Genomic DNA, 26,855 nt, shown 5'->3' with positions numbered 1-26,855 from the left:
ATCGACACATTCCCGCAGCCCTGGCTGCCCTACGCTGAGACTCCCTCCGGCGGTCCGCCGGGGTTCCGAATCGAAACGCGAGGTGTCATGGCCGAGGCCGCCACCGCCGTCCAGAGTCCGCCGGCCGGTGCGCAGGCCGTTCAGCGCGCGCTCGGGCTGCTGCACTGCTTCCACGACAACGGCCCCGACCTGAGCGCCTCCGACCTGGCCCGCCGCATGGGACTCTCGGTGTCCACCGCGCACCGGCTGGCCCGTACGCTGGTCAGCGCCGCCTTCCTGGAACAGAACGAGCGGACCGCCCGCTACCGGCTCGGCCCGGCCGTCGCCGAGCTCGGCCAACTCACCTTCCACCAGCGCGGATTGCACCTGGCCGTGCCGGAGCTGGAGGTGCTCTCCCGGCGCACCGGTGCGACGGCCGACCTCGCGATCCGCAGCGGCCCGCACGCGGTGATCCTGGTCGGCGGGTCCGTCCGCCCGGACACCGGGCTGGGCCTGCGCCGCCCACTGCACTCCACGGCACTCGGCAAGGTCCTGCTGGCCTGGCCGCGCCCGGGCGAGGCGGCGGCGTACGCGCTCGGGCCGCTGCAGCCCTTCACCCACCGCACGATCACGGAACCGGCACTCCTGGAGGAGGAGCTGGCGAAGGTCCGGGTGACGGGGCACGCGCTCAACGACGGCGAATCGGCCGCCGGGGTGCGGACGGTGGCCGTCCCGGTCCTGGACCGCGCCGGACGCGCCCGCTTCGCGCTCGCGGTCCGCTCGACCCCGGCACACCTCACCGACGACCGGCTGGACTGGTTCCTGGGCCACGCCCGCACCTGCGCCGACGCCCTCGCGGTACTCCTGCTGCCGCCTGATCAGCGCGCCTGACGCATCGTCACCATGCTTGCAGCGACGGGCCACCGTCCGTTTCGAGGACACGGGCGACCCGCCGCCACGGTCGGCGGTCACAAGTCAAAGGTCAAAGGCCACAGGTCACAGGTCACAGGTCAGCCGTCAGACACCGGCCGGGGTGTACTTGTAGCCGACCCGGCGGACCGTGACGATCGTGTCGCGGTAGGCCGGTCCGAGCTTGCGACGCAGGCGGGCGACGTGCACATCGACCGTCCGGCCGTCCCCGACGTGGCCGTAGCCCCAGACCGCGGAGACCAGGTGGTCGCGGGTGTGCACCCGCTGCGGGTGTTCGGTGAGGTGGGCCAGCAGCTCGAACTCCAGGTAGGTGAGGTCGAGCAGCTGGCCGTCGACGTGGGCGTTGCGCCGCTCGGTGTCGACGCTGATGCCCTTCCCGGCCGGACGCCCCTGCCGAACGCCCGCCGACGCGGGGCCCCCGGACGACCCATCGGTCCCGGCAGCCCCGGGTGCGGCAACAGTGGCGGCAGTGACGGCAGCGGCAGCAGCTCCGGGCAGGCCGGCAGTCCCGACCGGCCCAGTCGCCGCCACCGGGCTCTCGGCCGGCACCAGCACCAGGTACCCGACCATCGGGCTCCCGTTCGCACCGCCGAACTGCGTCCCGAACTGCGCCCCGTACTGGGCGAGCAGCCCCTGCGGCAGCACGCCCTGCGGCAGGGCGGCGACGACGGCCGCCCCCTCCGGCAGCGCGGCGAGCAGCGCAGGCGGGGCCGGCGGGACGACCGCCCCCGACTGCGGCGCGGCGGCCGTCGGGGCCGCCACCGGACGGGCCGAGCCGGTGTGCGACGGGCGGACGCCCGCGGACCACCGGTCGCCGACCGAGCCGGGAACGGCCGGAGGAACGGGCGGAGCAGAGGGAACAGAGGAAACGGACGGGCCGGAGGGGACCGTCGGCGCCGTGCGGACCGCGCGCAGGTGCGGGGTCGCGGTGGGCAGGGGGAGGGTGGCCGTGGAGGAAGAAGACATGGTGTACCGCTCATTTCGCGCGTGACGGACGGGGTGGAGTCGTCTGCGCGTCGACCGGGCGTACTGCCGGGGCTGGACCGGAAGGAACCGGGTCAGCGGGCGGAGAGCCGGGACGCGCTGGGCGAACCCGGACACGTCTGATCGAACAGGTGCGGCTGCCGGGACGGCCAGAAGGGCTCCAGGTCGTGGCGACCCCGTCGGCTGTCCTCGGCGCGGCTCGCGCGCCCGTTCCACCGTCCGGTCCGTCGACCGCCCACGCACATCGCGGTGGCCGTACCGCTCGTTCGGGTACGGCCGACGGCGGCGGGTGCAGGTCTGGGGCAGACGATGTTCACTGGTGGTCTCTCCGCTGGGCGGGTCCGGTTGGTCGGCCGCGGCACGCCGGACGGCGGTCCGCTACGGCCTGGTCGACGGGATCGGCGGTGCGTCGGGCGGTGGCTGGTGGGCCGGGAGCGCCGGGGACGTACCGGGACGGGACAGGCCGGTCAGCGACAACACGCGCTGCAGATCAGCGCGTGGTCGATGTAGCGGCGGACGGTGAGCACCGGACCGGCAGCGCCCGAACGGGCGGAGCCGGGCATGAGGGGCCCGGACACGACGCTGACGGTGCGTCGTCGGCCGACGGTCGTCATGCTGCCCTTCCCCTCGTTCTGTGCGCGGGTCCGCACCGCTGCCGGTGCGCACCGGCGGTGCCTCGCCGGATCGTCGAAGGCCGTCCGCCGATCGGCAACGCCCGTGTGAACGGAGCGTTTCCGGGGCTCCCGACGGCATGGCCGGGCGGCCTTCGTCCACAGAGCCTTCCACGGCCGGGCGGGTCTAGGCAACCTTCCGCACACTGCTCGTCCGGAATGCGGACGGCGGAATGAGACATCGGTCGGGGCGGGGTGCCCGCGAACGCCGTCGCCCGAGGCTCCCTCAGAGTCGGTCGGCAGCACGGGCCGACCCCCTTCGACGCGGCACGGACGGGCCGAGCCCGCAGGTCAGGCCGAGCGAGCCACCGGTTCGAGGGAGCCACCCGAGCACGGGAGCCACCGGGCCGAGGGAGCCACCGGCCCGAGCAGCCCGGTGCTGCCCGGTCAGACCCGCGCGGGAGCGTGGCGCCGGCGCGCCGCCGCGTGCTCGACCAGCGCGACGAGCAGTTCCTTCCCGTCCTCGCGCAGCCGCGCGTCGCAGAGCACCACCGGGATGTCCGGGTCGAGGTCGAGCGCGTCCCGCACCTCGTCCGGCGCGAACCGATCGGTGCCGTCGAAGCAGTTCACCGCGACCACGAACGGGATGCCGCGCTGCTCGAAGAAGTCGACGGACGGGAAGCAGTCGGCCAGCCGCCGGGTGTCCGCGATGACCACGGCGCCGAGCGCGCCGCGCGCCAACTCGTCCCAGACGAACCAGAACCGGTCCTGCCCGGGGGTGCCGAACAGGTAGAGCGCGAGACCGGGGCGCAGGTCGATCCGGCCGAAGTCCATCGCCACCGTGGTGGTGCTCTTCGCCTCCACGCCCGAGGTGTCGTCCACCGGGCGGCCCAGCTCGCTGAGCTCCTCCTCGGTGCGCAGCGGCCGGATCTCGCTGACCGAACCGACCAGGGTGGTCTTGCCCGCGCCGAAGCCGCCCGCGACCAGGATCTTCACCGCGACGGCCGGACCGCCGCGCCACCGCGGGTCGTTGGGGCTCACCGGGTGGGACACGGCACCGTCCGGGCGGGGGTGGTGGTCAGAGCGCACGGAGTCCATTGATCACGTCTCGCAGCAGGCGCTCGTCCGGCAGCTCGGCGAGCGGAACGGGTCGGGTGACGCTGATCAGGTCGGCGTCGTAGAGGTCGCCGAGCAGCACGCGCACCACGCTGACCGGCAGGTCGGTGAAGGAGCCGAGTTCGGCGACGGAGAGCGGCTCGTTGCGGCACAGGGCCAGCAACGTCTGGTGTTCCGGGTCGAGGACGTGCGCGGGCACAGCCCCCGCGTCCGGCCCGGGCTCGGCGGCGGTGATCAGCGAGATCAGGTCGAACAGGCCCTCCTCGACCGGCCGGGTGCGACCGCGCGTCATCGAGTAGAGCCGCACCACCGGGCCGGCCTCGTCGTCGAACCAGCGGTCGTCGACCGGGGTGCGCGGACGGAAGAGGTCGACGTCGGGTCCGTCCGGGTCCACCTGCTCCACGTCCGCCGGAGCGTCCGTGCCCGAGGACGCGTCCGCGCCCGGGGACGCCTCCGCACCCGGGGACGCGTCCGCACCGGACGGCCCGTCCGCGCCCACCGGCACGTCCGGGCCGTCCGGCACGTCGGCCTTCGGATCCGCCATCGGCCCGCTCATCTCCCCGGCGGGGCGGTTTCGGTGCGCGGCTCGGCGGCCATGTGCTCGCCGACCCGCTTGACCAGCAGGGCCATCTCGTAGGCGATCTGGCCGATGTCGGCCTCGGCGTCGCTCAGCACGGCGAGGCAGCTACCGTCGCCCGCGGCCGTGATGAACAGGAACGCCTCGTCCAGCTCGACCATGGTCTGCCGGACGCCGCCGACCTTGAAGTGCCCGCCGGCGCCCTTGGCCAGGCTGTGGAACCCGGCCGCGACGGCGGCCAGGTGCTCGGCGTCCTCGCGGTCGAGCTCCCGGGAGGCGCCGGTGGCCAGGCCGTCGCTGGAGAGGATCACCGCGTGCCGCAGGGCCGCGACGCGCCCCACGAGGTCGTCCAGGAGCCAGTTGAGGTCCCCGGACGGCTGCGTCGAAGTGGTCATGAATCAGTTCCTTCCGCTGGAGCGGGTGGTGCAGGTGATGCGGGTGATGCGGGTCGTACTGGTGGTACCGGCCGCACGGGTGGTACCGGTCGCACAGCCGGTGCCGGTCGTAGGGGTGGTACCGGCTGTGCCGATGAATCGGGTGTGCCGGGTTGTCCCGGCAGTACGGGTGAGCCGGTGCCCGGGCCGCGACGGACCGGCGGTCCGGACTGCGGCCGACGGGCGAGCGGGGCCCGCCCGGTGTCCGTGGGGGCGGTCAGCGCCGCCGGGGCGGGTGCCGGGGCGATCGCCCGGCGGGACGGGTCCGGCGGCAGCCAGGGCAGTACGGCTGCGACCCGGTCGCGCGACGATCCCCCGCGGCCCTTCGACCCCTTCTCGCGGCCCTCCGACGTGCCGTCGCGGTCCTTCGAGGCACCGTCGCGGCCCTCCGCCGGGGCGTCGCGGTCCTTGGCGGCACCGGCACGGCCCACCGCGGCGGTCGCGCCGCGCCCGCGGGTGAAGCCGCGCTGGAACGAGGCGAAGGTCGCCCGGGCCTCCTCGGGAGAGCGCTCCCGCACGTCCGCGGCGTCCGGAACGGATCCGGAGTCCCCGGTCGTACCGTCCGGCCCGTCGGCGCTGCGGAATCGTTCCTTCAGCTGCTCCGTGCGCTGCTCCCTGAGCTGCGGCGCCAGGTTCGCCTGCCGGACCCGACGCGGCAGGCCGCCCGCCGTCCGCGGCGCGGCGTCGGCCGGCGGCACCTCGGCGCCGACGGCGGGACCGGTGGCACCGGTGGTGCTGGTGGTGCTGGTGGTCCCGGCAACCGCAGCCGTCCCGGTCGTCCCGGTCGTCCCGGCAGTCGCGGCCGTGCCGACAGCGCCGGTCCCGGCGGTTTCGGCAGCCTCGGCGGCCGCGAAGGCCTCCTCGGCCGCGGCCACCACCAGGTCGTCCCGCCGGTGCCGCCCGGTCCCCGGCGCTTCCCCGGCGTCCGCCCCGGGCGCGGGGACCAGGACCGGTCCGCCCTTGCCCCGCGAGGCCCGGCGCGGCAGACCGCCCGCCGTACGCCCCGCCTCGGGCACGGAGGGCCGCGGACCTCCCGTCACCCGGTGCCGACCGCCCGCATCGGCACCCGCACCGACACTGGCGCGGGCACCGGCTCCGGTTCCGGCTCCGACAGCGGCGGACGAGCCGGACGCGGAGCCCGTCGAGGCCCCGGAGGAACGCCCGGCCGGGGTCCCGGTCGAAGCCCCCGCGCCCGGCCCCGGCACCGCGACCAGGTCCCGCTGCCCGCGACGGCCGCCACCGCCGGCCGGGCGCCGCCCGGCCGCGTTCGGCTCCGCCAGCCCGTCCGGCGCCTCCGCGAGCAGTTCGCGCGGGATGAGCACCACCGCCGTCGTCCCGCCGTACGGGGACGGCCGCAGGTGCACCCGGATGCCGTGCCGCCGGGCCAGCCGACTCACCACGAAGAGGCCGAGCCGGTCGGTGTCGGCGAGGTCGAACTCCTGCTCAACGGCGAGGCGTTCGTTGATCTCGGCGAGCAGCTGCTCGCTCAGCCCGAGCCCGCGGTCGTCGATCTCCAGGGCGAAGCCGTGCGCCACCACCTCGCCCTGGACGGTGACCTGGGTGGTCGGAGGGGAGAACACGGCGGCGTTCTCGACGAGTTCGGCGACCAGGTGGGTGACGTCCGCGACGGCACTGCCGAGCAGTCCGGTGCCGGGGAACGGGCGGACGGTCACCCGGGCGTAGTCCTCGACCTCGCCGACCGCCGCCCGGACCACGTCCACCATCCGGACCGGCTTGCGCCAGGCGCGCCCGGGCGAGCCGCCGGCCAGGATGATCAGGCCCTCGGCGTGCCGGCGCATGCGGGTGGTGAGGTGGTCGACCTTGAAGAGGTCCGCCAGCTCCGCCGGGTCCTCGGTGCGGCGCTCCATGGTGTCGAGCAGGGTGAGCTGGCGGTGCAGCAGCACCTGGCTGCGCCGGGCCAGGTTGACGAACACCGCCGAGACGCCGCGCCGCAGGTCCGCCTGCTCGACGGCGGCCTCGACGGCGGCGCGCTGCACCGCGTTGAAGGCCTGGCCGACCTGCCCGATCTCGGCGTCCCCGAAGTGCAGCTCGGGCGCCTCGGTGGCCACGTCCACCGGCTCGCCGCGGCGCAGCCGCAGCATGACGGAGGGCAGCCGGGTGCCGGCCAGCTCGTTGGCCGCGTTGCGCAGTCCGATCAGCTCGCGGGCCAGGCCCCGGCCGATCCGGAACGAGATCAGCACCGACAGCACGACCGCCACCAGGCCGACCGCACCGGCGATGCCGCCGCGCCAGAGCATCCCAATCGCGGCGGACCGGGCTCGGTCGTCCAGTCCGGCGGCGATCCGGGTGTTGATCTGGGAGAGGTCGCCGAGCGCCCGGTCCGCGGTCTCCCCCCAGGAGTCGCTGTTGAGCGCCTGGACGACCCGGTCGGGGCCGCCGGCGCCGACGAAGTCGGCCTCGGCCCGGGCCAGGGCGTTCCAGGCCTCGCCGCCGCGGAGGGCGGCGTAGTCGGACTGGTCGGCGGGTTCGAGCTCGGCGATGTAGACGGTGAACAGCGCCTGCTGATTGTGCAGGGCGTCCAGCGCGACCTGGTACTGCTCGGCGGTGGGCTTGGTGATGCTGGTGCGCAGCCCCTCCATCGCCGCGTCCTCCTGCGCCAGGTACTCGCGGGCGCGTGAAAGCTCGATCAGGATGGTTCCCTGACGCGGGAGTTGCCCGCTCTGCCGGGCGACGTACGCGGAGCGGAAGCCGAACACCGGCTTGACCAGGTCGCTGTACTGGTCCAGCGCGAACTCCCAGTTGAGCGCCAGACGGCCGACCTGGGAGCGCAGCGGCCCCATCTGGTCGGCGGCCGCGATGATCTGCACGAAGCGGCCGCGCTGGGCGGTGGAGAGCTTGTTCCCGGAGCCGTCCTTCTTCTGCCGCAGCACGGTGAGGCTGCGGTCGGTGGCGGCCTTGGCGTGCTCGTAGGCGTCCCGGGCGACGGGTGAGCGCGGGTCGGCCAGGCGCTGGACGGCGGCGCGGCGCTCGTTCTGCAGGTCGGCGGCGTACTGGTCGACCGGGCCCGAGAACTCCTTGTACGTACGACTGTTCCTCAGCTGGCTCCAGACGTCCCCGGTAGTGGCGAGGGTGGCGTACACCCACAGGGCGGTGAGCGCCACGATGGGCACCAGGAGCAGCGCGATGATCTTCGCGCGGATCGAGCTGCTGCGCAGACGCATGGAGTCCTCGGTCGGGAAGTGCCAGGCGCGGACGGGGAGGGTGGGAGCCGTGGAAGCGGTGGGCGCGGCGGGAGGGGAGCGGCTCGGCGGGAAACGGTGGGGAACGGTACGGGGAACGGTGAGGAGGGTGCGGAAGGGGCTCCCGGCCACGGGTCTGCGCGACTCTACTACGCCCTGACCACTCGTTCGAGGGGCGAACCACTCCACTTCTCCACCTTGCCCCGCACACGTCAAAAACCGGTCCCAATCGCCCCCTCTTCGTGTCCGGATCATCCGCAGACGTCCGGCTTTTCCGGTCGGCCCGCACGCCGCTCCCCCGCCCCGCGCCCACGCCGGCTCCTCCCCGAGTCCTTCCTGAGTCCTTTCTGGATCTTCCCTGAGTCCTCCGCCGACCCTCCTCCGTCCCTCCTCCCGGCCTCCCCGATCACGACACCATCCGAGCGGACCCGTGCCGATCTCGTCGTGTCACCGGTGCAACCCTGGGCAGTGACGGAGCGATCCGATAGTTTCGCTCCACCCGCACAACCGGGCGCCGCCGCCCAGGCGACCGGAGGACGGGCGGGCCGGGCCGGCAGGAGGCGCCGGGACACGCGAACTGGGGAGGACCGTGCGCGAGTTCACCACCCCCGCCGCGGCCGTACCCGAGGTCGCCGGAGGACTCGCCGACTCCCTGTACGACACCGCCGAACGCACCCCCAACCTGGTCCAACTGTCCTGGCGGGCCGCCGACGGGCAGTGGCAGGACGTCACCGCCCGGGAGTTCCGGGACCAGGTGCTCGCCCTGGCCAAGGGACTGCTCACGCACGGCGTGCGCTACGGCGACCGGGTCGCCCTGATGTCCCGCACCCGCTACGAGTGGACGCTCTTCGACTACGCGCTCTGGTCGATCGGCGCCATCACCGTCCCGGTCTACCCCACCGCCGCCCCCGAGCAGGTCCGCTGGATCCTCGCCGAGACGCAGGCGGTGGCCTGTCTGGTCGAGGACGAGGACGCCGCGATGACCGTCGGCGCGGTCTGCGACGCACTGCCCGACCTCACCGGCATCTGGCAGCTGGACCGCGACTGCGTCGCCGCGATCACCGAGGACGGCCGGGGCGTGCCTGACTCCCTGGTGCACCGCCAGCGCCTGGGCGTCGCCGGCGAGAACATCGCCACCGTCGTCTACACCTCGGGCACCACCGGCCGCCCCAAGGGCTGCCTGCTCACCCACGCCAACCTGGCCTCCGAAGCCGACGCACTGCTCGCCGGCTGGGGGGACGTCCTGCGCGACACCGGCGGCAACCAGCCCGGCACCCTGCTGTTCCTGCCGCTCGCCCACGTCTACGGGCGGGCCGTGCAGATCGCCGCACTCCGCGGCGGCTTCCGGATCGGCCACGTCCCCGAGGTCTCCACCGACGCGCTGCTGCCCGCGCTGGACACCTTCCGGCCGACCTTCCTGCACGCCGTCCCGTACGTCTTCGAGAAGATCTTCCAGCAGGCACGGCGCACCGCCGAGGACTCCGGGCGCGGCGAACTCTTCGAACAGGCCCGGCAGGTGGCCGTCGACTGGGCCGCCGCCCGGGAGCAGAAGGCCTTCGGGCGCGGCCCCGGACCGAGCGCCGCCCTGCGACTGCGCCACCTCGCCTACGAGCGGACCGTCTACCCCAGACTGCGCGCGGCACTCGGCGGCCGGGTGCGCAGCGTGATGTGCGGCGGCTCCTCGCTGCGGCGCGAGCTGGGCCTGTTCTTCACCGGCGCCGGCCTCCAGCTGTACGAGGGGTACGGGCTGACCGAGACCTCCGCGGCGATCACCGCCAACCCCACCGGGCGGCAGAAGCTCGGCACCGTCGGGCAGCCGGTGCCGGGGGCCACAGTGGCGATCGCCGACGACGGCGAGGTGTGGGTGCGCGGCGGATCGGTGTTCGGCGGCTACCTCAACCACCCGCAGTGCACCGCCGAGTCGCTGGTCGACGGCTGGTTCGCCACCGGCGACCTGGGCCGGCTGGACGAGGACGGCTACCTCACCATCACCGGCCGCAAGAAGGACCTGATCGTCACCAGCAGCGGCAAGAACCTCGCACCGTCGAGCCTGGAGGAGCGGGTCGAGGCACATCCACTGGTCTCCCAGTGCCTGGTGGTGGGCGACGACCGCCCGTACGTGGCCGCGCTGATCACGCTCGACCCGGCGGCCCTGGCGCACTGGCTGAAGTCCCACGGACGGGAGCAGCTGGACGCCTGGGCGGTGCTCGCGGACGAGGAGCTGCACATCGAGGTCCAGCGCGCGGTGGCGGCGGCCAACACGGCGGTGTCGCGGGCCGAGTCGATCCGCGCGTTCCGGCTGCTGCCACGCGAGTTCAGCCAGGAGCAGGGGCTGCTGACGCCCTCGCTCAAGCTGCGCAGGGGCGCCATCGCGGAGTACTACGCGGAGGACATAGAGGAGCTGTACCTCTCCTGATCGGCGTGTCTGCGCGAGGTTCCGGCGGATTCTGACGGCTCGTCTTGTCTCTTGCGGTCATGGCTCGGTGGCCGACCGGTTCACCTGCCGTTCCCTTGACGGGCCGATTGGTCCAGTCCATTGTTTCTCTTCGGTCCGAGTGCGGCGTACCACCACCCCCTTTGCGCACGCCCCCTTGCTCGCGCTCACTCCTGCTCGCGCTCACTCCTGCTCACGTCTGCTCTTGCTCACGTCCGCTCTTGCTCACGCCCTCCCCACGGGCGTCCCCCACTCGCTGGAGTCCTCACGTGTCGATGTCCACGCGCCCTTCTGCGCGTCTGTCTGCGCACTTGTCCGCGCGCCTGTCCGCGCGCCTGTCCGCACTCGCCGCCTCCGTCGCGCTGCTCACCGCCTTCGTCGTGCCGACGGCGTCCGCCGACGGCGCGACGGCGCCCGCTGCGCGGGCCGCAGCAGGCGCGACTGCGGCGACGGTCAACCTGGCGACCAACCCCGGGTTCGAGGTGCCCTCCCCGAACCTCGCCGACTGGGGCAGCATCTCCGGCTGGAGCTGCACCGGCGGCCCCGCCGAAGCGGCCGTCACCACCACCGCCCCGCACTCCGGTGCCTCCGCGCTGACCGTCACCCCGGCGGACGCCGACTCCACCGGCGAGTGCGTCCAGACCGTCGCCGTCAGGCCGGACACCACCTACACCGCCTCCTCCTGGGTCCGCGGCGACTTCGTCCACCTGGGCGTCACCGGCACCGGCAGGGACCTCCCGCCCGCGTGGACGGAGAGCACCGGCGGCGGCTGGCAGCGGCTGACCACGCGGTTCACCACCGGTCCCGCCGCGCGCAGCGTCCGGCTGTACGTCCACGGCTGGTACCAGCAGGGCCCCTTCTCGGTGGACGACGTCCGGGTGGACGGCCCCGCGCCCGCCCCGGCGGTGGCGGAAAGCTCGGTCCCGACCAGCGACAAGGTCGTCTTCTTCACCGTGGACGACGGCTGGCAGCGCACCCCCGAGGCGGAACAGTTCATCGCCGACCACCGGCTGCCCATCACCGCCTTCCCGCTGCCGATGCCGGCCGGCACCGACCCGGCCTTCTTCAAGCGGGTCACCGCCGCAGCCGGCTCCTCGGTCCAGGACCACACGGTCTCCCACTCCGACCTCAGCACGCTCCCCCTGGACCAGCAGCAGGTCGAGATCTGCGACGCCCGGGACACCATGACCCGCCTCTTCGGCACCGCGCCGGTGGTCTTCCGCCCGCCGTTCTTCGCCTGGAACGCCGACACCCTGCAGGCCGCCGCCAACTGCGGCATCCGCACCGTGCTCACCGCCGACGCCGACTTCAGCTGGGGCGCCGCCAACATCTGGCACCCGGGCCCGCTCCAGCCGGGAGACGTCATCATCATGCACTGGACCGACACCCTGGCCACCGACCTGCAACGCGCCCTCGCCGCCGCCGACTCCGCCGGCCTCAAGCCGGCCGGCCTGGTCGACTACCTGCGCTGACCCGCCGCCCCCCATGGCCCGCCCCGGCCGCCGCACCGCCGCTTCCCCACCGGGGAGCTGCGGCGCGGGCGGCGCGGGCGGTGCGGCGGCGGCGCGGCGGCGCGGCGGCGCGGCGGCGCGGCGGCGCGGCGGCGCGGTTCGATGGAGTGACTGGTGATCATGTTCATTGACAGTGCGCCCGCGGCGTGGCTCTAATGGGGGCGTGCAGCGCGGCGCCGGCCAAAGAGCAGTGGGCCGGCCGGTGGCCGAGCGAGCACCCTTTCGAAGGGACGACGCGCGATGAGCACGCTCTCCGTTTCCCTGATCTGACGCCGGGCGGTCACCCCGCGGTGTCCGCGTGCGCGATGCGCCGCCCCTGACTGTCACCGCGTGTGGCCGCGACTCCTCTTCACTTCCGGAGACTTCACCACACACGCATGCCAATGTCCTTCAATCTGAATGTCATCGAAGAGTTCCGCGCCAACGGAGGGCGGGTCGGCGGGCCTTTCGAGGGCGGCGACCTGCTGTTGCTGACCACCACCGGGGCCCGCTCCGGGCGGCCGCACACCGTGCCGCTCGGGTACGTCCGGGCGGAGGGGCTGCTCCTGGTCGTCGCCTCGGCCGCCGGAGCGCCGGAGAACCCGCAGTGGTACCGCAACCTGCTGACCCACCCCGTGGTCCGGGTCGAACTCGGCACCGACACCTTCGACGCGGTCGCCGTGCCCGCCGAGGGCGCCCGGCGGGAGCGGCTGTTCGCCGCCGTCGTCCGGAAGGCGCCGGGGTACGGCGACTACCAGGCCCACACCGAACGGGAGTTGCCGGTCGTCATCCTGGAACGGGAGCGGCCCGGAGCCGCACCGACCGGCGAGGCACCGGTCGTGCGCACCCTCGCCGACAAGCTGCTGGAGGCGCACGGCTGGCTCCGCGCCCAACTGCACCACGTCCGGGAGGAGGCGCACGCCCACGTTCCCGGCCGACCGGCCGGACTCGGACTGCAGCTGCGGCAGCACTGCCTGGCGTTCTGCGACGGGCTGACCCATCACCACACCGGCGAGGACACCGCGGTCTTCCCCGCCCTCGCCCGCAGCCACCCGGAGCTGGCCGACGTGCTCGCGCGGCTCGACGAGCAGCACCGGGCGATCGGACGGATCAGGGACGAGCTGGTGGCACTGCTGGCCGGGATCGAGGTCAGCGAACCGGAGCGGCTCCGCACCGAACTGGACCGGATGTCGGCCGAGCTGGAGGCGCACCTCGACCACGAGGAGGCCGAGTTGTTGCCGGTCCTCGCCGGCATCCCCTTCCCCCCGACCGGACCCGCCCGCGCCGGGAGCGCTACGGACCGGTAGCCGAAGCGCCGCTGCCGCCGTCCCCTCCCCGGGCCTCCGGAGGGGGCGGCGGCAACCGCTGTGCTGCGGTGGTCGAACGGCTTCCGACGAGCCGTTACGACTGCGAGAAGACCGGCAGGTAGCCACCGGCCTGGCCGGAGGCCTTGGGGTGGTAGCTCTCGTCGATCGGCAGGGTGGTGCTGTTCAGCCAGGTGGTCAGGCTGCCGCAGATCTCGTGGTTGGTGAAGATGTTGCGGACGTCACCGAACGCGAAGCCGGCGTTGGCGGCGCGCTTGGCGAGGACGCCGTCCAGGGTGTCGGCGGCGCCGTTGATGGCGGCGCGCTTGGTGTCGCCGATGCCGAAGACGCAGTCGCCGCCGACCTTGTAGATGTGCGGGTAGCCCATCACCACGACGTGGGCGTTGGGCGCCTTGGCCTTGATCGCGGAGTACACGGCGTCGAGCTGGCCCGGCAGGGTGTTGAGGGCGTAGTTCTTGGCCGTGTTGACGGCGTTGAGGCAGGAGCTGTCGGAGCCCAGGACACAGGTCTGCATGGTGTCCGCGAAGCCGGCGTCGTTGCCGCCCACCGAGATGCTGACCAGCGTGGTGCCGGCGTCCAGGGCCGAGATCTGGCTGTTGAGGATGTCACCGGTCCTGGCGCCCGAGCAGGCGACGAACTTGAAGGAGGACGGCGAGTGCGCGTTCTTCCACAGGTACGCGTACGCGTTGGTGCTGCGCTTGCAGCTACCGCTGTCGCTCAGGTAGCTGCCGGCGCCGACACCGGAGGAGTACGAGTCGCCGAGGGCCACGTAGTTCACACCGGCCGCGTTGGCGGACGAGGCGGCGAAGAGCGTCGTCATGGTGAGGCCTGCCGCAATCGCGGCGATGGACAGGGCACGGGCAGGGCGGGGCATGACACCTCCAGGGTGGGGGGTGGAGAGTGGGGGCGTGGCGTGGGTCACAGAAGTGATACCAGGCGGTAGGGGAACCCGGAAGCGCTCATGCCAAGGATATTGACGGAGCGTCTGATAGCTCAGAGGTGAACTGCCGCCAACAGCCCGTGAGTTCGCACTGGTCAGTGCGGGTGCGTTTTGACGCGCGTAGCGTTTTGCGCGTGGACCGGCAACTTGCGGAAGTTCAGTGCGCGGTAAACCTGGAGTCGATGTCCGACCACCGTTGAGTCAGTTTCGACCCGGTCGGCAGTCCGGGCGAGAGCGCGCCGACGGGCGCGCGGGGACCGCGGCGGGCGTGGGAATGCTGCGGGCGCGAGCGGGCAAACGGATGAGCGGACGGGCGGACGCCGACAAGCTGACGAGCCGACGAGCCGACGAGCCGACGAGCCGACGGGCACGAGCGGGCCCCCGGATGAGCACCGCCGTGAGCCGCCTTCAGAACCGGACGCCGGGCACGGGCCACGGGACGACCGACCGCCCTCGGCCCCCGGGCACGACGGTCTAGCGACCGCCGCCCGGGTACACGGTGCCCGGCGAGACCGTGCAGCCCCCGACCGGCAGTTCCTCGATCGCCTCGTTCGCGGCCTCGGGCACGCCGAGCCAGCGGACGGCGGTGGCGACCGCCGCCCGGGCCTGGCGCAGCCCGGCCGCGCCCCAGCCCAGCAGCTCGACGGCGAGCCCGGGCGCGACCAGCAGCCGCCGGTAGTGGCGGCCCGAGGCCGGGTCGGCGACGCTCGGACCGACCGCCCTCAGTGCCGCCGCCATCCGGACCCGCGCGCACTCGTGCCCGCCGTTCGCCGAACCGACCCGGTCGTAGAGGTACCCGAGGTAGTACGGTCGGCCGATCACCGCCTGCGCCTCCTCTGCGGCCTCCCTGGCCAGGGCGGCCGCAGGGTCCCCGGCGTCCTCCGGTTCCAGCGAGCCGCCGGGCAGCGAGCAGATCCCGTCCCTGGGGTTCACCAGGGTGAGCACCCGCCCGTCCGGGGCGAACAGCCACCCCCAGGACTGCTTGACCGGCAGTCCGTCCGGCACCTGCTCGCCCGGCCGCCACGGCCAGCCCGCCGTGGGGCGACGCCGGACCTTCCCGAGCAGCTCGGCGATCTCCGCGCTGTACTCGATCGGGCTCATGCTCTCGCCTCGCGGCGCTCGGCGGGGGCGTCGGACCACCGGGTGGAGGCCTCGACCCTGCCCGGGGTCACGCCCGCGCCCGAGGCATTGACCTCACCGGAGCCGGCGGCGGTGGCGTGCGGCTGCGCGCGTCCTCCGGCGCCGAGCTCGCTCCGCTCGCGCATGCGTCCCCCTCTCGCTGTCGGGCTCGCCGGACCGGCGGTGCGCGGAGAGGACCTGCAGGGCGCGGTACGGAGCGGAGCGGCCGGAGCGTCGGCGTGGGGTACCGCACGCTCCTGCTGTTGATCTTCTCCGAATCTTCCCCGAACAGGCGGTCGATGAACAGTCCCCAGCGCCGCATGGTGGACGCGGAGGCGGTGAACGCCCCTGATCATCCCAGCGGCCCACCCCCTCCCCGGGGGCCGGGGAAGCCGGGCAGCGGGAACCCCGGCCGAGGGTCCACGCCCGGCGGGAAGGGCAGCCTGCGGGCGGCGTCGTCCGCGAGCTCGTCGAACACCTCGTGCGCGGTCATCGGCCGCAGCCGCCCGTCGGCCAGCGCCCAGCCGCGCACCGGCGGCCGGACTCCGGCGTCACCGGTCGGCGGGCCCGCCGGGCCACCGGTCGGCGGGTCGGCCGCGTCCCCGGGCGGCGGATCGGCCCGGCTGCCCGTCGACGGATCGCCGTGCAGCAGCAGCGCCCCCTCGCCACCGGAGGCCACGCCCGCCGCCAGCGTGACGCAGAACGCCTCGGCGTCCCGCCCGGCGGGGTACAGCTGCCCGTCCTCGACGCAGACGTCCACCGCCGAGGTGAGCTCCTCGCCGTCCTCGGGGCCGTGGCAGCGCAGCGTCAGCAGGTGGCAGCCCTCCCCCGCGCCCTCGGCCAGCGCCAGGTACACCGACGTCACGTACCTCATCACCGCCGCCATCCGGCGCTGCCCGTCCGGATCGTCGCCGACGGCGTCCAGCAGGGCCAGACAGGCCACGGACATCCGCACCCGCGCCCGGTGGTCGTCCATCAGCACCGGCAGCAGCTCGGCCAGCCGCTCGCCCGCGTAGACGAACGGCTCCCCGGCCAGCTCGGGATCGCCCGCGTAGGCGACCCGGGCCGTGGGCATCCGGGGGTCGAGGCCGAACGCCTCGCAGTAGTCCTCGAAGTCGTCCGCCTCCAGGACCCGCAGGTGCACCTCCAGACCCTGCCGGTACAGGGCCGTCAGCTGCTCCTCCGCCCGCCGCAGGTAGCCCTGGTGGTCGAGCCCGCCGAACAGCCCGTACCGCGCGAGCCCGGCGAAGTCCCCGGCCCGGACGGCCAGCGCCAGCGCGACCGGCTGCGGGGGCGCGCCCCTGGCCCGCCCGCCGCGCCGGGCCCGCGCACCACCCCCTCCCGCGCGCCCACCGGGCGGCCGCCCACCTCCGGGCGGCGCCGCCCCACCGGGCCCACCACCCGGCGCCCCGCCGGCACCGCTCCCCGGCTTCCGCCCCGCCAGCACCAGCACCCGCCGGCGCCCCCGCGACGTCCGCACGCCCGCAGCGCCCACCACGCCGCGCAGCAACTCCCGCACAGCAGCCATGGCTCCTCCTGTTTCCTCACCTGCTCGATCTCCGACAGCGCCGACCGCTCCGAACGACGGAGCCGCCGACGTCGAGGAACATACACACAGCCACTGACAACTCACCCCGAGTAATCGAACAGAGGGCCCCGGCGAGACCCCGGGAGGCCCCGCACAGGCGAGGACGGGGGCGGGCGGAACAAGCGCGCCGACCCGTCCGCACCCCCGCGGGACGGGACCCCCGGTGCCCGTGAGACGCACGCCTCCACGGATCCGGGTGGGATTGTCAGTGCCGACGGTTAGGGTCGGGGACCATGCGACTGCTGCATACCTCCGACTGGCATCTCGGGCGTTCGTTCCACCGGGAGAGCCTGCACGACGCCCAACGGGCCTTCCTGGACCACCTGGTGGACGTGGTCCGGGCCGAGGGCGTGGACGCCGTGCTGGTCGCGGGCGACGTCTACGACCGGGCGCTGCCCGGGCTGGAGGCGGTCGCGATGTTCGACGAGGTGCTGCACCGCCTGGCGGATCTCGGCGTGCCGACGGTGTTCATCAGCGGCAACCACGACTCGGCCCGTCGCCTGGGCGTCGGCGCGGGGCTGATCGGGCGGGCCGGGATCCATCTGCGGACGGATCCCGGCGAGTGCGCCACGCCCGTGGTGCTGGCGGACGAGCACGGGCCGGTGGCCGTGTACGGGCTGCCGTACCTGGAGCCCACGCTGGTGCGCGAGCGGTTCGGGCTGGCGAAGGGCGGGCACGCCGCGGTGCTCGGGGCCGCCATGGACGAGGTGCGGGCCGATCTGGCGGCGCGCCCGGCCGGTACCCGCGCGGTGGTGCTCGCGCACGCGTTCGTCACCGGCGGCGCGCCGAGCGACAGCGAGCGGGACATCGCGGTCGGCGGTGTGGCCGCGGTGCCCGCCTCGGTGTTCGAGGGAGTGCACTACGTCGCGCTCGGCCACCTGCACGGCTGCCAGACCCTCGCCCCCCACCTGCGCTACAGCGGCTCCCCGCTCGCCTACTCCTTCTCCGAGGTGCACCAGCGGAAGAGCATGTGGCTGGTCGACCTCGCGGCCGACGGCTCGGTGGCCGCCGAGCGCGTGCCCTGCCCCGAGCCGCGCCGGCTCGCCACCCTGCGCGACAGCCTGGACGCGCTGCTCACCGGCGAGCAGTACGCCGAGCACGAGCAGTCCTGGGTGCAGGCCACGCTCACCGACGCCGTCCGCCCGAGCGAGCCGATGGAGAAGCTGCGCCGCCGCTTCCCGCACACCCTGCAGCTGCTCTTCGACCCGGACGAGGCCGAGGCCGGGGCCTCCCCGTCGTACGCGGCGCGGGTGAGCGGCCGGGACGACCTGGAGATCGCCGAGGGCTTCCTGCGGCACGTCCGCCCCGGGGCCGAGCCGGAGCCGGACGAGCTGGGCTGGCTGCGCGAGGGCTTCGAGCGCGTCCGGCAGACCACCGACCGGAAGGCGGACCTGCCCCGATGAGGCTGCACCGGCTCACCGTCACCGCCTTCGGCCCGTTCGCGGGCTCCGAGACGGTCGACTTCGACGCGCTCGCCGCCGGCGGGCTGTTCCTGCTGCGCGGCGCGACGGGCGCGGGCAAGAGCAGCGTGCTGGACGCCGTCTGCTTCGCGCTGTACGGCGAGACTCCGGGCGCCCGCCGCGCCAACCGGCTGCGCAGCGACCACGCCGACCCCAAGCGGCTCACCGAGGTGCAGCTGGAGCTGACCCTCGGCGGTCGGCGCCTGCAGATCACCCGTCTGCCGGAGCAGCAGCGGCCGAAGAAGGTCGGCACCGGCACCACCGTCGAACGGGCGCAGACCCTGCTGCGCGAGTGGGTCGCCGACACGGGCGACGGCACGCCGGGCTGGCGGGGGCTCAGCAAGTCGCACCAAGAGGTCGGGGAGGAGGTCCTCGGGCTGATCGGCCTGAACCGGGAGCAGTTCTGCCAGGTGGTGCTGCTGCCGCAGGGCGACTTCGCCCGCTTCCTCAAGGCCGACTCGGAGGAGCGCGGCAAGCTGCTGCGGCGGCTGTTCGACACCGAGCGGTACCGGCACGTCGAGGACTGGCTGGCCGAGCAGCGGCGGGCCCAGGAGGCAGCGGTCCAGGCCGGGCGGCGCCGGCTGCGCGACCTCGCCAGCAAGGCCGAACAGGCGGCGGGCCCGGGCGCCGAGCCCGCCGAGGACTGGGTCCCGGCCGAGGACGGTGACACCGGGCTCACCGCCGGGGTGCTCGGCTGGGCGGCGGTCCTGCGCAGCGGCGCGGCCGAACAGCTCACCGTCGCGGAGTCGGCGCTCGCGGGCGCCGGGGCGGCGCAGCGCACCGCCCAGCGGCACCGCGAGGCCGCCGAGGAGCTGGCCGGGCGGCAGCGCCGGCACCGGGAGGCGCGGGAGCTGGCCGGGCGGCTGGCCCGGTTCGAGCCCGAAGCGGCGCTGGACCGGCAGCGGCTGGCCGCGGCGCAGGAGGCCGTCGGGGTGGAGGCCGCGCTGCGGCTGCGGGAGAGCGCGGCCGAGGCGCTGCGGCGCGCGCAGACGACGGAGCTCCGGCACCGCGAGGTGCTCGCCGCCGCGCCCGGCGGTGAGGGCCGGCGGCTCGACGGGGCCGGCGCCGCCGAGCTGACCGAGGCCGAGCTGCGGCTGCGGGCCGAGGTGGTCCGGCTGGAGGCGGCCCGGGCGGACGAACTGCGCTGTGCCGAACTCGTACGCGAGCAGGGATCGTTGACGGCGGACCGGACCGCCGCCGAGGCGCTGGCCGAGGAGGCCGAGGACTGGCTGGCCGAGTTCGAGGGCGAGCTGAGCCGCCTGGAGGAGCAGCACACCCGGGCCCGGGAGGCGACCGCCAGGGTCGAGCAACTGGACGTACAGCGCGCCGAGTCGACGATCCGACTGGACGCGGCCCGGGAACGCGACGGCCTGCGGGCCGAGATCATGGCGGCCGAGCCGCGGGTCGTCGAGCTGCGCACCGCCGCGCTGGACGCCCGTGAGCACAGCCTGGACCTGCGGGACCGGCGGCTGGCGGGCATGGCCGCCGAACTCGCCGAGCAGCTGCGCAGCGGTGAGGCCTGCCGGGTCTGCGGCTCTCCCGAACATCCGGCGCCGGCCGAGGCGGCGCCCGGCAGCCGGGTCGCCGCCGAGGACGAGGAGCGGGCCCGCCGCGCCCAGGCCGTCGCCGAGCAGGCCTGGACGGTGGCGGACCAGGCGCTCACGGCGCTGCGGGTGCGTGAGGCGACCGCCGCGGGAGCGGCCGGGCCGGAGGGCTCGGACGCGCTCGCACGGGCCCTCGCCGAGCTGGAGCGCGAGCACCGCGAGGCGCGGCACACGGCGGAGGCCCTCGGCCGGGTCGAGCAGGAGATCGCCCGGCTGTCCCAGGACCGTGCCCGCCGCGACGCCGAGCTGCACGAGGCCAAGGAGCGCGCCGCCGTCCTCACCGACCGGCTGCTGAAACTCGACACCGAACGGGACGCGCTGACCGCCCGGGTGGCGGCCGCGCGCGGCGAGGCGGCCTCCGTCGCCGACCGGGCAGCTGCCCTGACCCGGACCACCGAGCAGGTCGCCGCCACGGCCGCCGCCGCCCGCGCCCGCGCGGAGGCCGCGGCCCGGCTCGACGAGGCCGAGCGCGAGCTGGGCGGGGCCGCCGCCGCGGCGGGCTTCCCGGACGCCCGGGCGGCACTGGCGGTGCTGCTGCCGCGGGACGAACGCGAGCGGCTGGAGGCCCGGCTGGAGCGGCACCGCGCGGAGACCGCCGCCGTCCGGCGCGAGCTGGACCTGCCGGAGCTCGCCGAGGCCGCGGCCCGTCCACCGGTCGACCTGCCCGCCGTCGCTGCCGCGCTCCGCGCCGCCACCGACCGGCTCGGACAGGCGCACGCCGCCCGCGCGGCGGCCCACGAACGGTGCGAGGCACTGGCCGCGATCGGCCGGCAGCTGGCCGGGCTCGCCGCCGAGCTGGCGCCGGCCCTGGACCGGTACGGGCGGATCAACCGGCTCGCCACGCTGACCGCCGGCACCTCCGCCGAGAACCGGCTGCGGATGCGCCTGGAGTCGTACGTGCTGGCGGCCCGGCTGGAGCAGGTCGCGGCGGCGGCCAGCGACCGGCTGGTCCGGATGTCCGGCGGCCGCTACACCCTGGTGCACAACGACGGCCGGGGCGCCGGCACCAAACGCTCGGGTCTGGCCCTGCGGGTGGTGGACGCCTGGACGGGCACCGAGCGGGACACCGCGACCCTCTCCGGCGGCGAGAGCTTCTTCGCCTCGCTCTCCCTCGCCCTGGGCCTGGCCGACGTGGTGACCGACGAGGCGGGCGGCATGCCGCTGGACACCCTGTTCATCGACGAGGGCTTCGGCACCCTCGACGAGCAGTCCCTGGAGGAGGTGATGGACGTCCTCGACGGCCTGCGCGAGCGGGACCGCGCAGTCGGCATCGTCAGCCACGTCGCCGACCTGCGCAGCCGTGTCCCGGCCCAGCTGCTGGTCCGCAAGGGGCGGCGCGGCTCGACGCTGGCCCTGGCCGGACGGGAGGACGCGTAGGGGGAGCCACCACCCGGCCACGGACGGGCCACCGGGCCGGCCGCCGGACGGGCCACCGGGCCGGCCGCCGGACGGGCCACCGGGCCGGCCGCCGGACGGGCCTCGGACCGGACGGGATCAGCCCGAGCAGGCGATGCGCTGCGCCTGCTGCCAGGCGCACACCGGGCAGAGCGTGCTGCCCGGCTGATCGACGGGCAACTCGGTCGGTTCGCCGCACAGCACGCAGTCGGCGCGCGGCCCGGACGCCGCCGGGTCGTGCCCGAGCGCCGCCTCCGTGCTGCCGCCGTCGGAGGCGAGTTCGCAGACCGCCGTGGGCTCGTTCGTCGTGCTGTCGCTCATGCCGCCTTCCTACTCCGCCACTCCGCCCGAGGCAAGACCACCCCGGGCCCGCTCCCGCCGCCCGCTCCCGCTTCACGTGGTCGCGGTCGAGGTCCGGCTCGTGGACGCGTTCGCGGCCGACTCGATCATGGCGGCGACGCCGTCCAGCAGTGGCTTCAGCCCGAAGGCGAACAACGCGTCCAGGTCCAGGTCGTAGTCGTTGCCGAGGCTACCGACCATCCGCGCGAACACCGGGTGGCGCTCGCCGGTGACGATCGCCGCCAGGACCGGGCCCTGACGGTCCATCCACTGGTCCTCGGTGAGGCCCGTGGTGGCCTCGGCCTGGGCCTCCCGTTCCAGGTGAACGGCGATCCCCTGGACGTAGCTGTAGAGCAGGACGTGCAGGTCGAGCACGGTCGCGGCGTCGAGGCCGTGGCCGTCGAGCGCCGCGAGCGCCCACTCGGCGTGGTCCAGCAGGGCGGGCAGCATCAGCGGGCGGGTGAGTACGCCGACCTGGGCGAGCCACGGGTGGCGCCGGTAGATCCGCCACAGCGTGTGGGCGCCGGTCTCCAGTCGCGCCCGCCACTCCCCCGGCGGATCCGCCGGGAAGGACTCCTCCCCGAACGCCGCGTCCGCCATCAGCAGCACCAGGTCGTCCTTGCTCGGGACGTACCGGTAGGGGGACATCGCGGCGACGCCGAGTCGGGCCGCGACGCTGCGCATGGAGAGCGCGGCGAGCCCCTCACGGTCGGCGATCTCCATCGCGGCCCGGACGATCCGCTCCGCGCTGAGCTCCACTGACGTTCCCGAGCCCGTCGGTGACCCACCCCTCAGGGCGGGCGCGGCAGCCGTGACGGGCACGGGCGCACCGGGCCTGACGGGCGCGGCCGCCGCGGGCGCGGGTGCAGCTGGCGCGGGCACAACTGGTGCGGTCGGCGCGGGCGCGGCCACCACGGTGCCCACCCGCGGCCGGGTCTCGACCAGCCCCTCCAACCGCAGCGTGGTGAGCACCTTGGTGGCCGTGGCGAGCGCGACGTTCCACTCACGGACGATCCGCCGCGTCGAGGGCACCCGCTCGCCCGGCGCGAGCGTGCCGTCGGCAATCCGCTCGGCGATCTCGTCGGCGATGCGCCGGTACGGCGGGACGGACTCGGGTGTGCCGGACATGCGGACCGCCCCTCGTGTGATGTGGATCTCTTTCCGCGACAGCCGGAGCTGTACTAGCGCAGACGCTACCAGGAGTGCAGCCCAGGAACGCCCCTCTGCACTAGATCAGTTGACACGAAACAGCAGTTGGCCGGGCTACGCGTACGCCGTACATTCAGCTCGCGTACAGCGTACGACCCCACGCGCGGCACCGCGCGTGGACGGACAGCGAGGAGCGACCAATGAAGACCGTGCTCATCTCCGGCGGCGGCATCGCGGGCACCGCGCTCGCCGCACTGCTGAGTCGCCGGGGCTTCGCCCCCACGGTGGTGGAGCGCGCCCCCGGGCCGCGCGGCGGCGGGCAGGCCGTGGACGTCCGGGGCGTCGCACTGGAGGTGGTCGAGCGGCTGGGCGTGCTGGAGCGGGTCCGAGCCCGCCGCACCCTGATGCGGGGCATGTCCGTCCTGGACGGCGACGGCCGGGAGCTCCACCGCTCCACCGAGAGCACGTTCAGCAGCGGGCGGCTCGACAACGGCGACCTTGAGCTGCTGCGCGACGACCTCGTACGGATCCTGCACGATCGGGCCGTGGAAGGCGGAGGCACCCGGTTCGTCTTCGGGGACGGCGTGACCGCACTCGAACCGGGCGAGGACGACGTCCTCGTCTCCTTCGAGCACGCCGAGCCTCGCCGCTTCGACCTGGTCGTGGGTGCCGACGGCCTGCACTCGACCGTCCGGCGACTGGCCTTCGGGCCCGAGGAGCAGTTCGCGCGTCACCTCGGCATGCATCTGGCGATCTTCAGCTCGGACAACTTCCTCGGCCTGGAGGACTGGCAGGTGTGGCTGCGCGACGGCGAAGCCGGCTACGGCATCTACCCGGTTCGCGGCAACACCGAGCTGCGGATCAGCTTCGGCTTCGCCGGCGAGCCGCTGCCGGAGGGCCGGCGCGATCCGCAGGCGCAGCGGACGGTCGTCGCCGAGCGGATGGCGGCGCTGCGCTGGGAGACCCCGAGGCTGCTGAAGGCGCTGGCCGAGGCACCCGACCTCTACTGCGACACGATGACGCAGATCCGGATGGACCGCTGGTCGCAGGGTCGGGTCGTCCTCCTCGGGGACGCGGGCTACTGCGCCTCCCCGCTGTCGGGCCAGGGCACCAGCCTCGCCCTGGTCGGCGCCCACGTCCTGGCCGACGCCCTCGACCGCTCCGGCGGCGACCACCGCACCGCCTTCACCTCGTACGAGGAGCGGTTGCGCCCGTTCGTCGCGCTCAACCAGGATCTGGCGACCGAGAACCCGGGCGGTCCGGCCGCCAAGGAGTCGGTGGAGCGGGCCAAGAACGCGATCTCGCTGGACGGCTGACCAGGACGGGCGGCGGCGACCGGCAGGGCGCTCAGGGCGCGGATGTCGGTGGGCGGTGACAGCAAACGGAGTTCAGCAAACAGATTTCAGCGAACGTTCGCTGAAATCTGTTCGCTGAACTCTGTCACCGGCCACCTGTTCGCCGTCCGCCGTCCGACGTCCGCCGCAACCCGTCCGCCGACGCCCTCCGCAGCCGTCGGCCCGCCGACCGGGCGTTCCCGGCCGGCGGTTACCGTGTCCGACATGGCCACCGATCTCCGCCGACGCCTGCTCGCCGCCCACGCCACCGCCCCGTCGTACGCCGAGGTGGGAGCCACCCGGGGCGGGCGCCTGCCGGCCGGGTACGCGCACCTGCGGCGCCGCGTGCACCTCGGGCACGGGGCGGAGGTGCTGCAGCGGGCCGGGCGCTACGTGCTCGACTGGGGCACCCAGTTGGGCACCGGATTCGCGGTCCACCCCGGCGGCCCGGCCCGGCCCGGGGCGACGGTCCTGCTGCGGCTGAGTCTGCCCGGGCGCCGGTGGCCGCGGCTGGTGATCCCCTGCCGGGTGGTGTGGACGGTGGACGAGCCGGACCGCGTCGGGTTCGCGTACGGCACACTCCCCGGGCACCCGGAGTGCGGCGAGGAGGCGTTCCTGGTGTCGATGGACGCCGACGGCGAGGTGTGGTTCGAGGTCACCGCGTTCTCCCGGCTCTCCGCCTGGTACGCACGCCTGGGCCGCCCGGTCGCGCTGCTCTGCCAGCACCTGGCGATCGAGCGCTACCTCACGGTCGTGGCCGCACACGTCAGCCGCTAGCCGGGAAGCCACCGGAAGTCGACTCACCCGACCACAGGCCCCAGGCCCGGCACGGCCCCGCACGGCCTCGCCCCGGCCGGGCACGGGCCGGGGCGAGCCGCCGTCAGCCCAGGAAGGACAGCCGGACGGTCCGGCGCGGATTGTCCCCGTTGGTGTCGACGAGCACCACCGACTGCCAGACGCCGAGCGCCAGTTGGCCGCCGAGCACCGGCAGGGTGGCGTGCGGGGCCACCAGTCCGGGCACCACGTGGTCCCGGCCATGCCCCGGGCTGCCGTGCCGGTGGCGCCAGCGGTCGTCGGCCGGGAGGAGCTCGCGCAGGGTGGCGAGGAAGTCGTCGTCGCTGCCGGAGCCGGTCTCCAGGACGGCGATGCCCGCGGTGGCGTGCGGCACGAAGACGTTGAGCAGGCCGTCGCGCCCGGCAGCCCGCTCGTCGAGGAACGCGGCGCAGCGGTCGGTGATGTCGAGGGCGACCTCGCGGCTGCCGGTGGTGATCTCGAAGGTGGTGGTCCGGAACCAGCCGGTCGGGGTGGAGTTGTTGTCGTGGTTGTCCGCCATGGCGCCATCCTGGCCCAGCTCAGGTGGCCGGGCGTACTGCCTCGCCGACTCGGCTTGCCAGGGAGGCAAACTCGCATAGGGTGAAAGGTTCAGACCACCTCGCGGCACGCCGGACCCCGCCACGGCCCAACGCCGAGGACCCACCACGCATCCGCCCACGCCCCTGCGCGGACCCGCCGGGACCCTGCCCCCGTGGCACACCCGTGCCCGCCACGCGCAATCCCCCCGGACATGCCGAAGACCCGATGGACCGGAGGTCCACCGGGCCTGTTCCCGCCCAGGACGGTACGACGACCGGCCGACGCCCGACGCGGCGACCGGCGACGGACCCCTAGCCGCGCCCGCCGAAGAGGCTGCGACGCAGCCGACGCAGCGGCGTCAGCAGCGAGATCCTGGTGTGGCGACGACGGGTCGTCGGGGCCTCGGCGCCGCGCGGCGTCAGCTCCCTTATCAGCCCGAGCGCCTCGGCGGTGTCCACCGCCGGGAGTGCGGGCGCGCCGAGCACGGCCAGGTGTCGCTCGATCCGGCGGCCGGTCGTGCCGACGCCGCACTGGATCGCCGGCACACGGGGCCGAGTCCGCACTTGCATGTGTTCCATCAGTTTTCCCACCCCTACGAGGCGCCAGGGCCGTGAGGCGAAGACTATCCGTGACGGACGGCCTTCGCGCAACCGTCCTTGGCGTTGTGCCACCGTATCGTGCGGCGTCAACTGACGATGCACCAGGGGCCACCCGGCCGGTCACGACTAGGCATCAATGATGGTGCACGACCCGCCGTTCGTCAGCAGGGCAAAGAGGTGCGGCCCCGCGCCCGTGTGCGCGGCACGCGCCCGGCGCACCGGGGCGCTTTGGTGACGTCCGACACAACCGCGGTCGAGGCGCCCGCGCACACCCCCCGGGGGCCCGCAATGTGGACCCCCCATATAGGGGACAGCAGTCAGGTCGACAAAGTGATCTTCAGGACGCTGCCCGCCACCGAGCGTGACGCCCCGGCGCCACCCGCGATCACCGATCGCCACCCGTGGCGCTCCGCTGTCCACGACCTGCCGTACGCGTGATGTCATGAAGTGGCCGACTTCATGAAGTGAACACATTCGAGGGATTGACTCCCGCCGAACCTCCAAGCAATATCTGTTGCACACGTCGGTGCCCGCACCGCACCCAGGCGTGTGTTCGAGTGATGAAGAACTCCGGCTCCCGCGAGCCACTGCCCGGCCGCCTCGACGCTGCGGTGGCCAGGCTCGCGCGGTGCCCGGACCGGCGGCCGGCCGTAGAGGGTCGGCCGGGCCGCCACCTGACTGCCGGTGCCGCCCCGTGAGGGGCCCGGCACCGGCGGTCCCGGGTCCCACCCCACGGATCGTCGACAAATCCCCCGGACCCGCCCAGGCCCCAGCCCAGGGCCCCCCCCCCCCCCCGCCCCCCCCCCCCCCCCCGCCCCCCCCCCCCCCCCCCACCCGGCCCCCCCCCCCCCCGGGCCCCCCGGGCCCCGGGGGGCCCCCCCAACCCCCGGCCCCC

The 26,855-nt window shown here is 74.5% G+C and carries 22 protein-coding genes; 8 read left to right on the top strand and 14 right to left on the bottom strand.

Going from position 1 to position 26,855, the window contains the following annotated elements:
• Positions 1–87: 87 nt before the first annotated feature.
• Positions 88–870 (top strand): IclR family transcriptional regulator, encoded by a 783-nt coding sequence (locus ABT048_RS38140; RefSeq protein WP_350526223.1) that lies wholly within the window; start codon positions 88–90, stop codon positions 868–870.
• 126 nt (positions 871–996) lie between these two features.
• Here the strand turns inward: ABT048_RS38140 and ABT048_RS38135 are convergent, their stop codons facing one another.
• The 6 genes from ABT048_RS38135 to ABT048_RS38110 all read right to left on the bottom strand — a co-directional run bounded on the left by ABT048_RS38135 (position 997) and on the right by ABT048_RS38110 (position 7,813).
• A complete protein-coding gene (locus tag ABT048_RS38135; protein ID WP_502894120.1) occupies positions 997–1,479 on the bottom strand; it encodes a winged helix-turn-helix domain-containing protein in 483 nt (160 codons plus the stop codon).
• 881 nt (positions 1,480–2,360) lie between these two features.
• Positions 2,361–2,507 (bottom strand): hypothetical protein, encoded by a 147-nt coding sequence (locus tag ABT048_RS38130; protein WP_350526222.1) that lies wholly within the window; start codon positions 2,505–2,507, stop codon positions 2,361–2,363.
• A gap of 444 nt (positions 2,508–2,951) precedes the next feature.
• A complete protein-coding gene (locus tag ABT048_RS38125; RefSeq protein WP_350526242.1) occupies positions 2,952–3,545 on the bottom strand; it encodes a GTP-binding protein in 594 nt (197 codons plus the stop codon).
• 37 nt (positions 3,546–3,582) lie between these two features.
• Complete coding sequence (locus tag ABT048_RS41770) at positions 3,583–3,912, bottom strand: DUF742 domain-containing protein (RefSeq protein ID WP_402807078.1); 330 nt, start codon at positions 3,910–3,912, stop codon at positions 3,583–3,585.
• A 260-nt stretch (positions 3,913–4,172) separates the two neighbouring features.
• The gene (locus tag ABT048_RS38115; RefSeq protein ID WP_350526220.1) at positions 4,173–4,592 is read right to left on the bottom strand and encodes a roadblock/LC7 domain-containing protein; all 420 of its coding nucleotides are present in this window, start codon (positions 4,590–4,592) and stop codon (positions 4,173–4,175) included.
• Positions 4,589–7,813, bottom strand: coding sequence for a sensor histidine kinase (locus tag ABT048_RS38110; RefSeq protein ID WP_350526219.1), 3,225 nt, complete (start codon positions 7,811–7,813; stop codon positions 4,589–4,591). Before ABT048_RS38110 ends, ABT048_RS38115 begins: the two co-directional genes overlap by 4 nt.
• 607 nt (positions 7,814–8,420) lie before the next feature.
• On the opposite strand from ABT048_RS38110, the gene ABT048_RS38105 reads away from it, so the two are divergent.
• The 3 genes from ABT048_RS38105 to ABT048_RS38095 all read left to right on the top strand — a co-directional run bounded on the left by ABT048_RS38105 (position 8,421) and on the right by ABT048_RS38095 (position 13,062).
• Positions 8,421–10,247, top strand: coding sequence for an AMP-dependent synthetase/ligase (locus ABT048_RS38105; RefSeq protein ID WP_350526218.1), 1,827 nt, complete (start codon positions 8,421–8,423; stop codon positions 10,245–10,247).
• 329 nt (positions 10,248–10,576) lie between these two features.
• Positions 10,577–11,737, top strand: a complete 1,161-nt coding sequence (locus ABT048_RS38100; protein WP_350526217.1) for a polysaccharide deacetylase family protein — start codon at positions 10,577–10,579, stop codon at positions 11,735–11,737.
• Between the two features lie 416 nt (positions 11,738–12,153).
• Positions 12,154–13,062, top strand: coding sequence for a nitroreductase/quinone reductase family protein (locus ABT048_RS38095; protein WP_350526216.1), 909 nt, complete (start codon positions 12,154–12,156; stop codon positions 13,060–13,062).
• A gap of 94 nt (positions 13,063–13,156) precedes the next feature.
• Here ABT048_RS38095 and ABT048_RS38090 read toward each other — a convergent pair whose 3' ends face one another.
• The 4 genes from ABT048_RS38090 to ABT048_RS38075 all read right to left on the bottom strand — a co-directional run bounded on the left by ABT048_RS38090 (position 13,157) and on the right by ABT048_RS38075 (position 16,667).
• A complete protein-coding gene (locus ABT048_RS38090) occupies positions 13,157–13,954 on the bottom strand; it encodes an SGNH/GDSL hydrolase family protein (RefSeq protein WP_350526215.1) in 798 nt (265 codons plus the stop codon).
• 540 nt (positions 13,955–14,494) lie between these two features.
• Entirely contained in the window at positions 14,495–15,121 is a 627-nt protein-coding gene (locus tag ABT048_RS38085; RefSeq protein ID WP_350526214.1) for an NUDIX domain-containing protein, read from the bottom strand.
• Positions 15,118–15,285 carry a hypothetical protein gene (locus ABT048_RS38080; protein ID WP_350526213.1) on the bottom strand — a complete coding sequence of 56 codons (168 nt, stop codon included), beginning with the start codon at positions 15,283–15,285 and terminating at the stop codon, positions 15,118–15,120. Before ABT048_RS38080 ends, ABT048_RS38085 begins: the two co-directional genes overlap by 4 nt.
• 206 nt (positions 15,286–15,491) lie before the next feature.
• The gene (locus tag ABT048_RS38075; protein ID WP_350526212.1) at positions 15,492–16,667 is read right to left on the bottom strand and encodes a DUF8829 domain-containing protein; all 1,176 of its coding nucleotides are present in this window, start codon (positions 16,665–16,667) and stop codon (positions 15,492–15,494) included.
• Between the two features lie 293 nt (positions 16,668–16,960).
• Here ABT048_RS38075 and ABT048_RS38070 point away from each other — a divergent pair, with 293 nt between their 5' ends.
• Together ABT048_RS38070 and ABT048_RS38065 are read left to right on the top strand one after the other, a co-directional pair.
• A complete protein-coding gene (locus tag ABT048_RS38070; RefSeq protein WP_350526211.1) occupies positions 16,961–18,130 on the top strand; it encodes an exonuclease SbcCD subunit D in 1,170 nt (389 codons plus the stop codon).
• Positions 18,127–21,168 carry an AAA family ATPase gene (locus tag ABT048_RS38065; protein WP_350526210.1) on the top strand — a complete coding sequence of 1,014 codons (3,042 nt, stop codon included), beginning with the start codon at positions 18,127–18,129 and terminating at the stop codon, positions 21,166–21,168. The genes ABT048_RS38070 and ABT048_RS38065 overlap by 4 nt, the downstream gene beginning before the upstream one ends.
• Before the next feature lie 117 nt (positions 21,169–21,285).
• On the opposite strand, the gene ABT048_RS38060 is transcribed toward ABT048_RS38065, so the two are convergent.
• Both ABT048_RS38060 and ABT048_RS38055 read right to left on the bottom strand, forming a co-directional pair.
• Complete coding sequence (locus ABT048_RS38060; protein ID WP_350526209.1) at positions 21,286–21,507, bottom strand: hypothetical protein; 222 nt, start codon at positions 21,505–21,507, stop codon at positions 21,286–21,288.
• A gap of 72 nt (positions 21,508–21,579) precedes the next feature.
• Entirely contained in the window at positions 21,580–22,653 is a 1,074-nt protein-coding gene (locus ABT048_RS38055) for a TetR/AcrR family transcriptional regulator C-terminal domain-containing protein (protein ID WP_350526208.1), read from the bottom strand.
• Between the two features lie 221 nt (positions 22,654–22,874).
• On the opposite strand from ABT048_RS38055, the gene ABT048_RS38050 reads away from it, so the two are divergent.
• Positions 22,875–23,990, top strand: coding sequence for an FAD-dependent monooxygenase (locus ABT048_RS38050; protein WP_350526207.1), 1,116 nt, complete (start codon positions 22,875–22,877; stop codon positions 23,988–23,990).
• A gap of 243 nt (positions 23,991–24,233) precedes the next feature.
• On the top strand, positions 24,234–24,785 hold the full coding sequence (locus ABT048_RS38045) for a DUF1990 domain-containing protein (RefSeq protein WP_350526206.1): 552 nt from the start codon (positions 24,234–24,236) through the stop codon (positions 24,783–24,785).
• Between the two features lie 103 nt (positions 24,786–24,888).
• Here the strand turns inward: ABT048_RS38045 and ABT048_RS38040 are convergent, their stop codons facing one another.
• Both ABT048_RS38040 and ABT048_RS38035 read right to left on the bottom strand, forming a co-directional pair.
• A complete protein-coding gene (locus ABT048_RS38040) occupies positions 24,889–25,341 on the bottom strand; it encodes a YjbQ family protein (protein ID WP_350526205.1) in 453 nt (150 codons plus the stop codon).
• Positions 25,342–25,672: 331 nt separating this feature from the next.
• Positions 25,673–25,939: a hypothetical protein gene (locus ABT048_RS38035; RefSeq protein WP_350526204.1), complete on the bottom strand. Its 267-nt coding sequence runs from the start codon at positions 25,937–25,939 to the stop codon at positions 25,673–25,675.
• Positions 25,940–26,855 lie beyond the last annotated feature (916 nt).

This window comes from Kitasatospora sp. NPDC096140 (assembly GCF_040303045.1).
In the GTDB taxonomy this organism is placed as follows: Bacteria; Actinomycetota; Actinomycetes; order Streptomycetales; family Streptomycetaceae; genus Kitasatospora.
Note: the sequence above shows the minus strand (reverse complement) of the source record. Positions and strands in the feature narration are given on the sequence as shown.

Coding starts and splice junctions, on each gene's coding strand:
- ABT048_RS38130 (WP_350526222.1), bottom strand. CDS start 2,507: ATGACGACCGTCGGCCGACGACGCACCGTCAGCGTCGTGTCCGGGCCC.
- ABT048_RS38075 (WP_350526212.1), bottom strand. CDS start 16,667: ATGGCTGCTGTGCGGGAGTTGCTGCGCGGCGTGGTGGGCGCTGCGGGC.
- ABT048_RS38055 (WP_350526208.1), bottom strand. CDS start 22,653: ATGTCCGGCACACCCGAGTCCGTCCCGCCGTACCGGCGCATCGCCGAC.
- ABT048_RS38080 (WP_350526213.1), bottom strand. CDS start 15,285: ATGCGCGAGCGGAGCGAGCTCGGCGCCGGAGGACGCGCGCAGCCGCAC.
- ABT048_RS38045 (WP_350526206.1), top strand. CDS start 24,234: ATGGCCACCGATCTCCGCCGACGCCTGCTCGCCGCCCACGCCACCGCC.
- ABT048_RS38140 (WP_350526223.1), top strand. CDS start 88: ATGGCCGAGGCCGCCACCGCCGTCCAGAGTCCGCCGGCCGGTGCGCAG.
- ABT048_RS38085 (WP_350526214.1), bottom strand. CDS start 15,121: ATGAGCCCGATCGAGTACAGCGCGGAGATCGCCGAGCTGCTCGGGAAG.
- ABT048_RS38070 (WP_350526211.1), top strand. CDS start 16,961: ATGCGACTGCTGCATACCTCCGACTGGCATCTCGGGCGTTCGTTCCAC.
- ABT048_RS38060 (WP_350526209.1), bottom strand. CDS start 21,507: ATGAGCGACAGCACGACGAACGAGCCCACGGCGGTCTGCGAACTCGCC.
- ABT048_RS38110 (WP_350526219.1), bottom strand. CDS start 7,813: ATGCGTCTGCGCAGCAGCTCGATCCGCGCGAAGATCATCGCGCTGCTC.
- ABT048_RS38040 (WP_350526205.1), bottom strand. CDS start 25,341: ATGGCGGACAACCACGACAACAACTCCACCCCGACCGGCTGGTTCCGG.
- ABT048_RS38035 (WP_350526204.1), bottom strand. CDS start 25,939: ATGGAACACATGCAAGTGCGGACTCGGCCCCGTGTGCCGGCGATCCAG.
- ABT048_RS38135 (WP_502894120.1), bottom strand. CDS start 1,479: ATGGTCGGGTACCTGGTGCTGGTGCCGGCCGAGAGCCCGGTGGCGGCG.
- ABT048_RS38090 (WP_350526215.1), bottom strand. CDS start 13,954: ATGCCCCGCCCTGCCCGTGCCCTGTCCATCGCCGCGATTGCGGCAGGC.
- ABT048_RS38065 (WP_350526210.1), top strand. CDS start 18,127: ATGAGGCTGCACCGGCTCACCGTCACCGCCTTCGGCCCGTTCGCGGGC.
- ABT048_RS38095 (WP_350526216.1), top strand. CDS start 12,154: ATGCCAATGTCCTTCAATCTGAATGTCATCGAAGAGTTCCGCGCCAAC.
- ABT048_RS41770 (WP_402807078.1), bottom strand. CDS start 3,912: ATGACGCGCGGTCGCACCCGGCCGGTCGAGGAGGGCCTGTTCGACCTG.
- ABT048_RS38115 (WP_350526220.1), bottom strand. CDS start 4,592: ATGACCACTTCGACGCAGCCGTCCGGGGACCTCAACTGGCTCCTGGAC.
- ABT048_RS38050 (WP_350526207.1), top strand. CDS start 22,875: ATGAAGACCGTGCTCATCTCCGGCGGCGGCATCGCGGGCACCGCGCTC.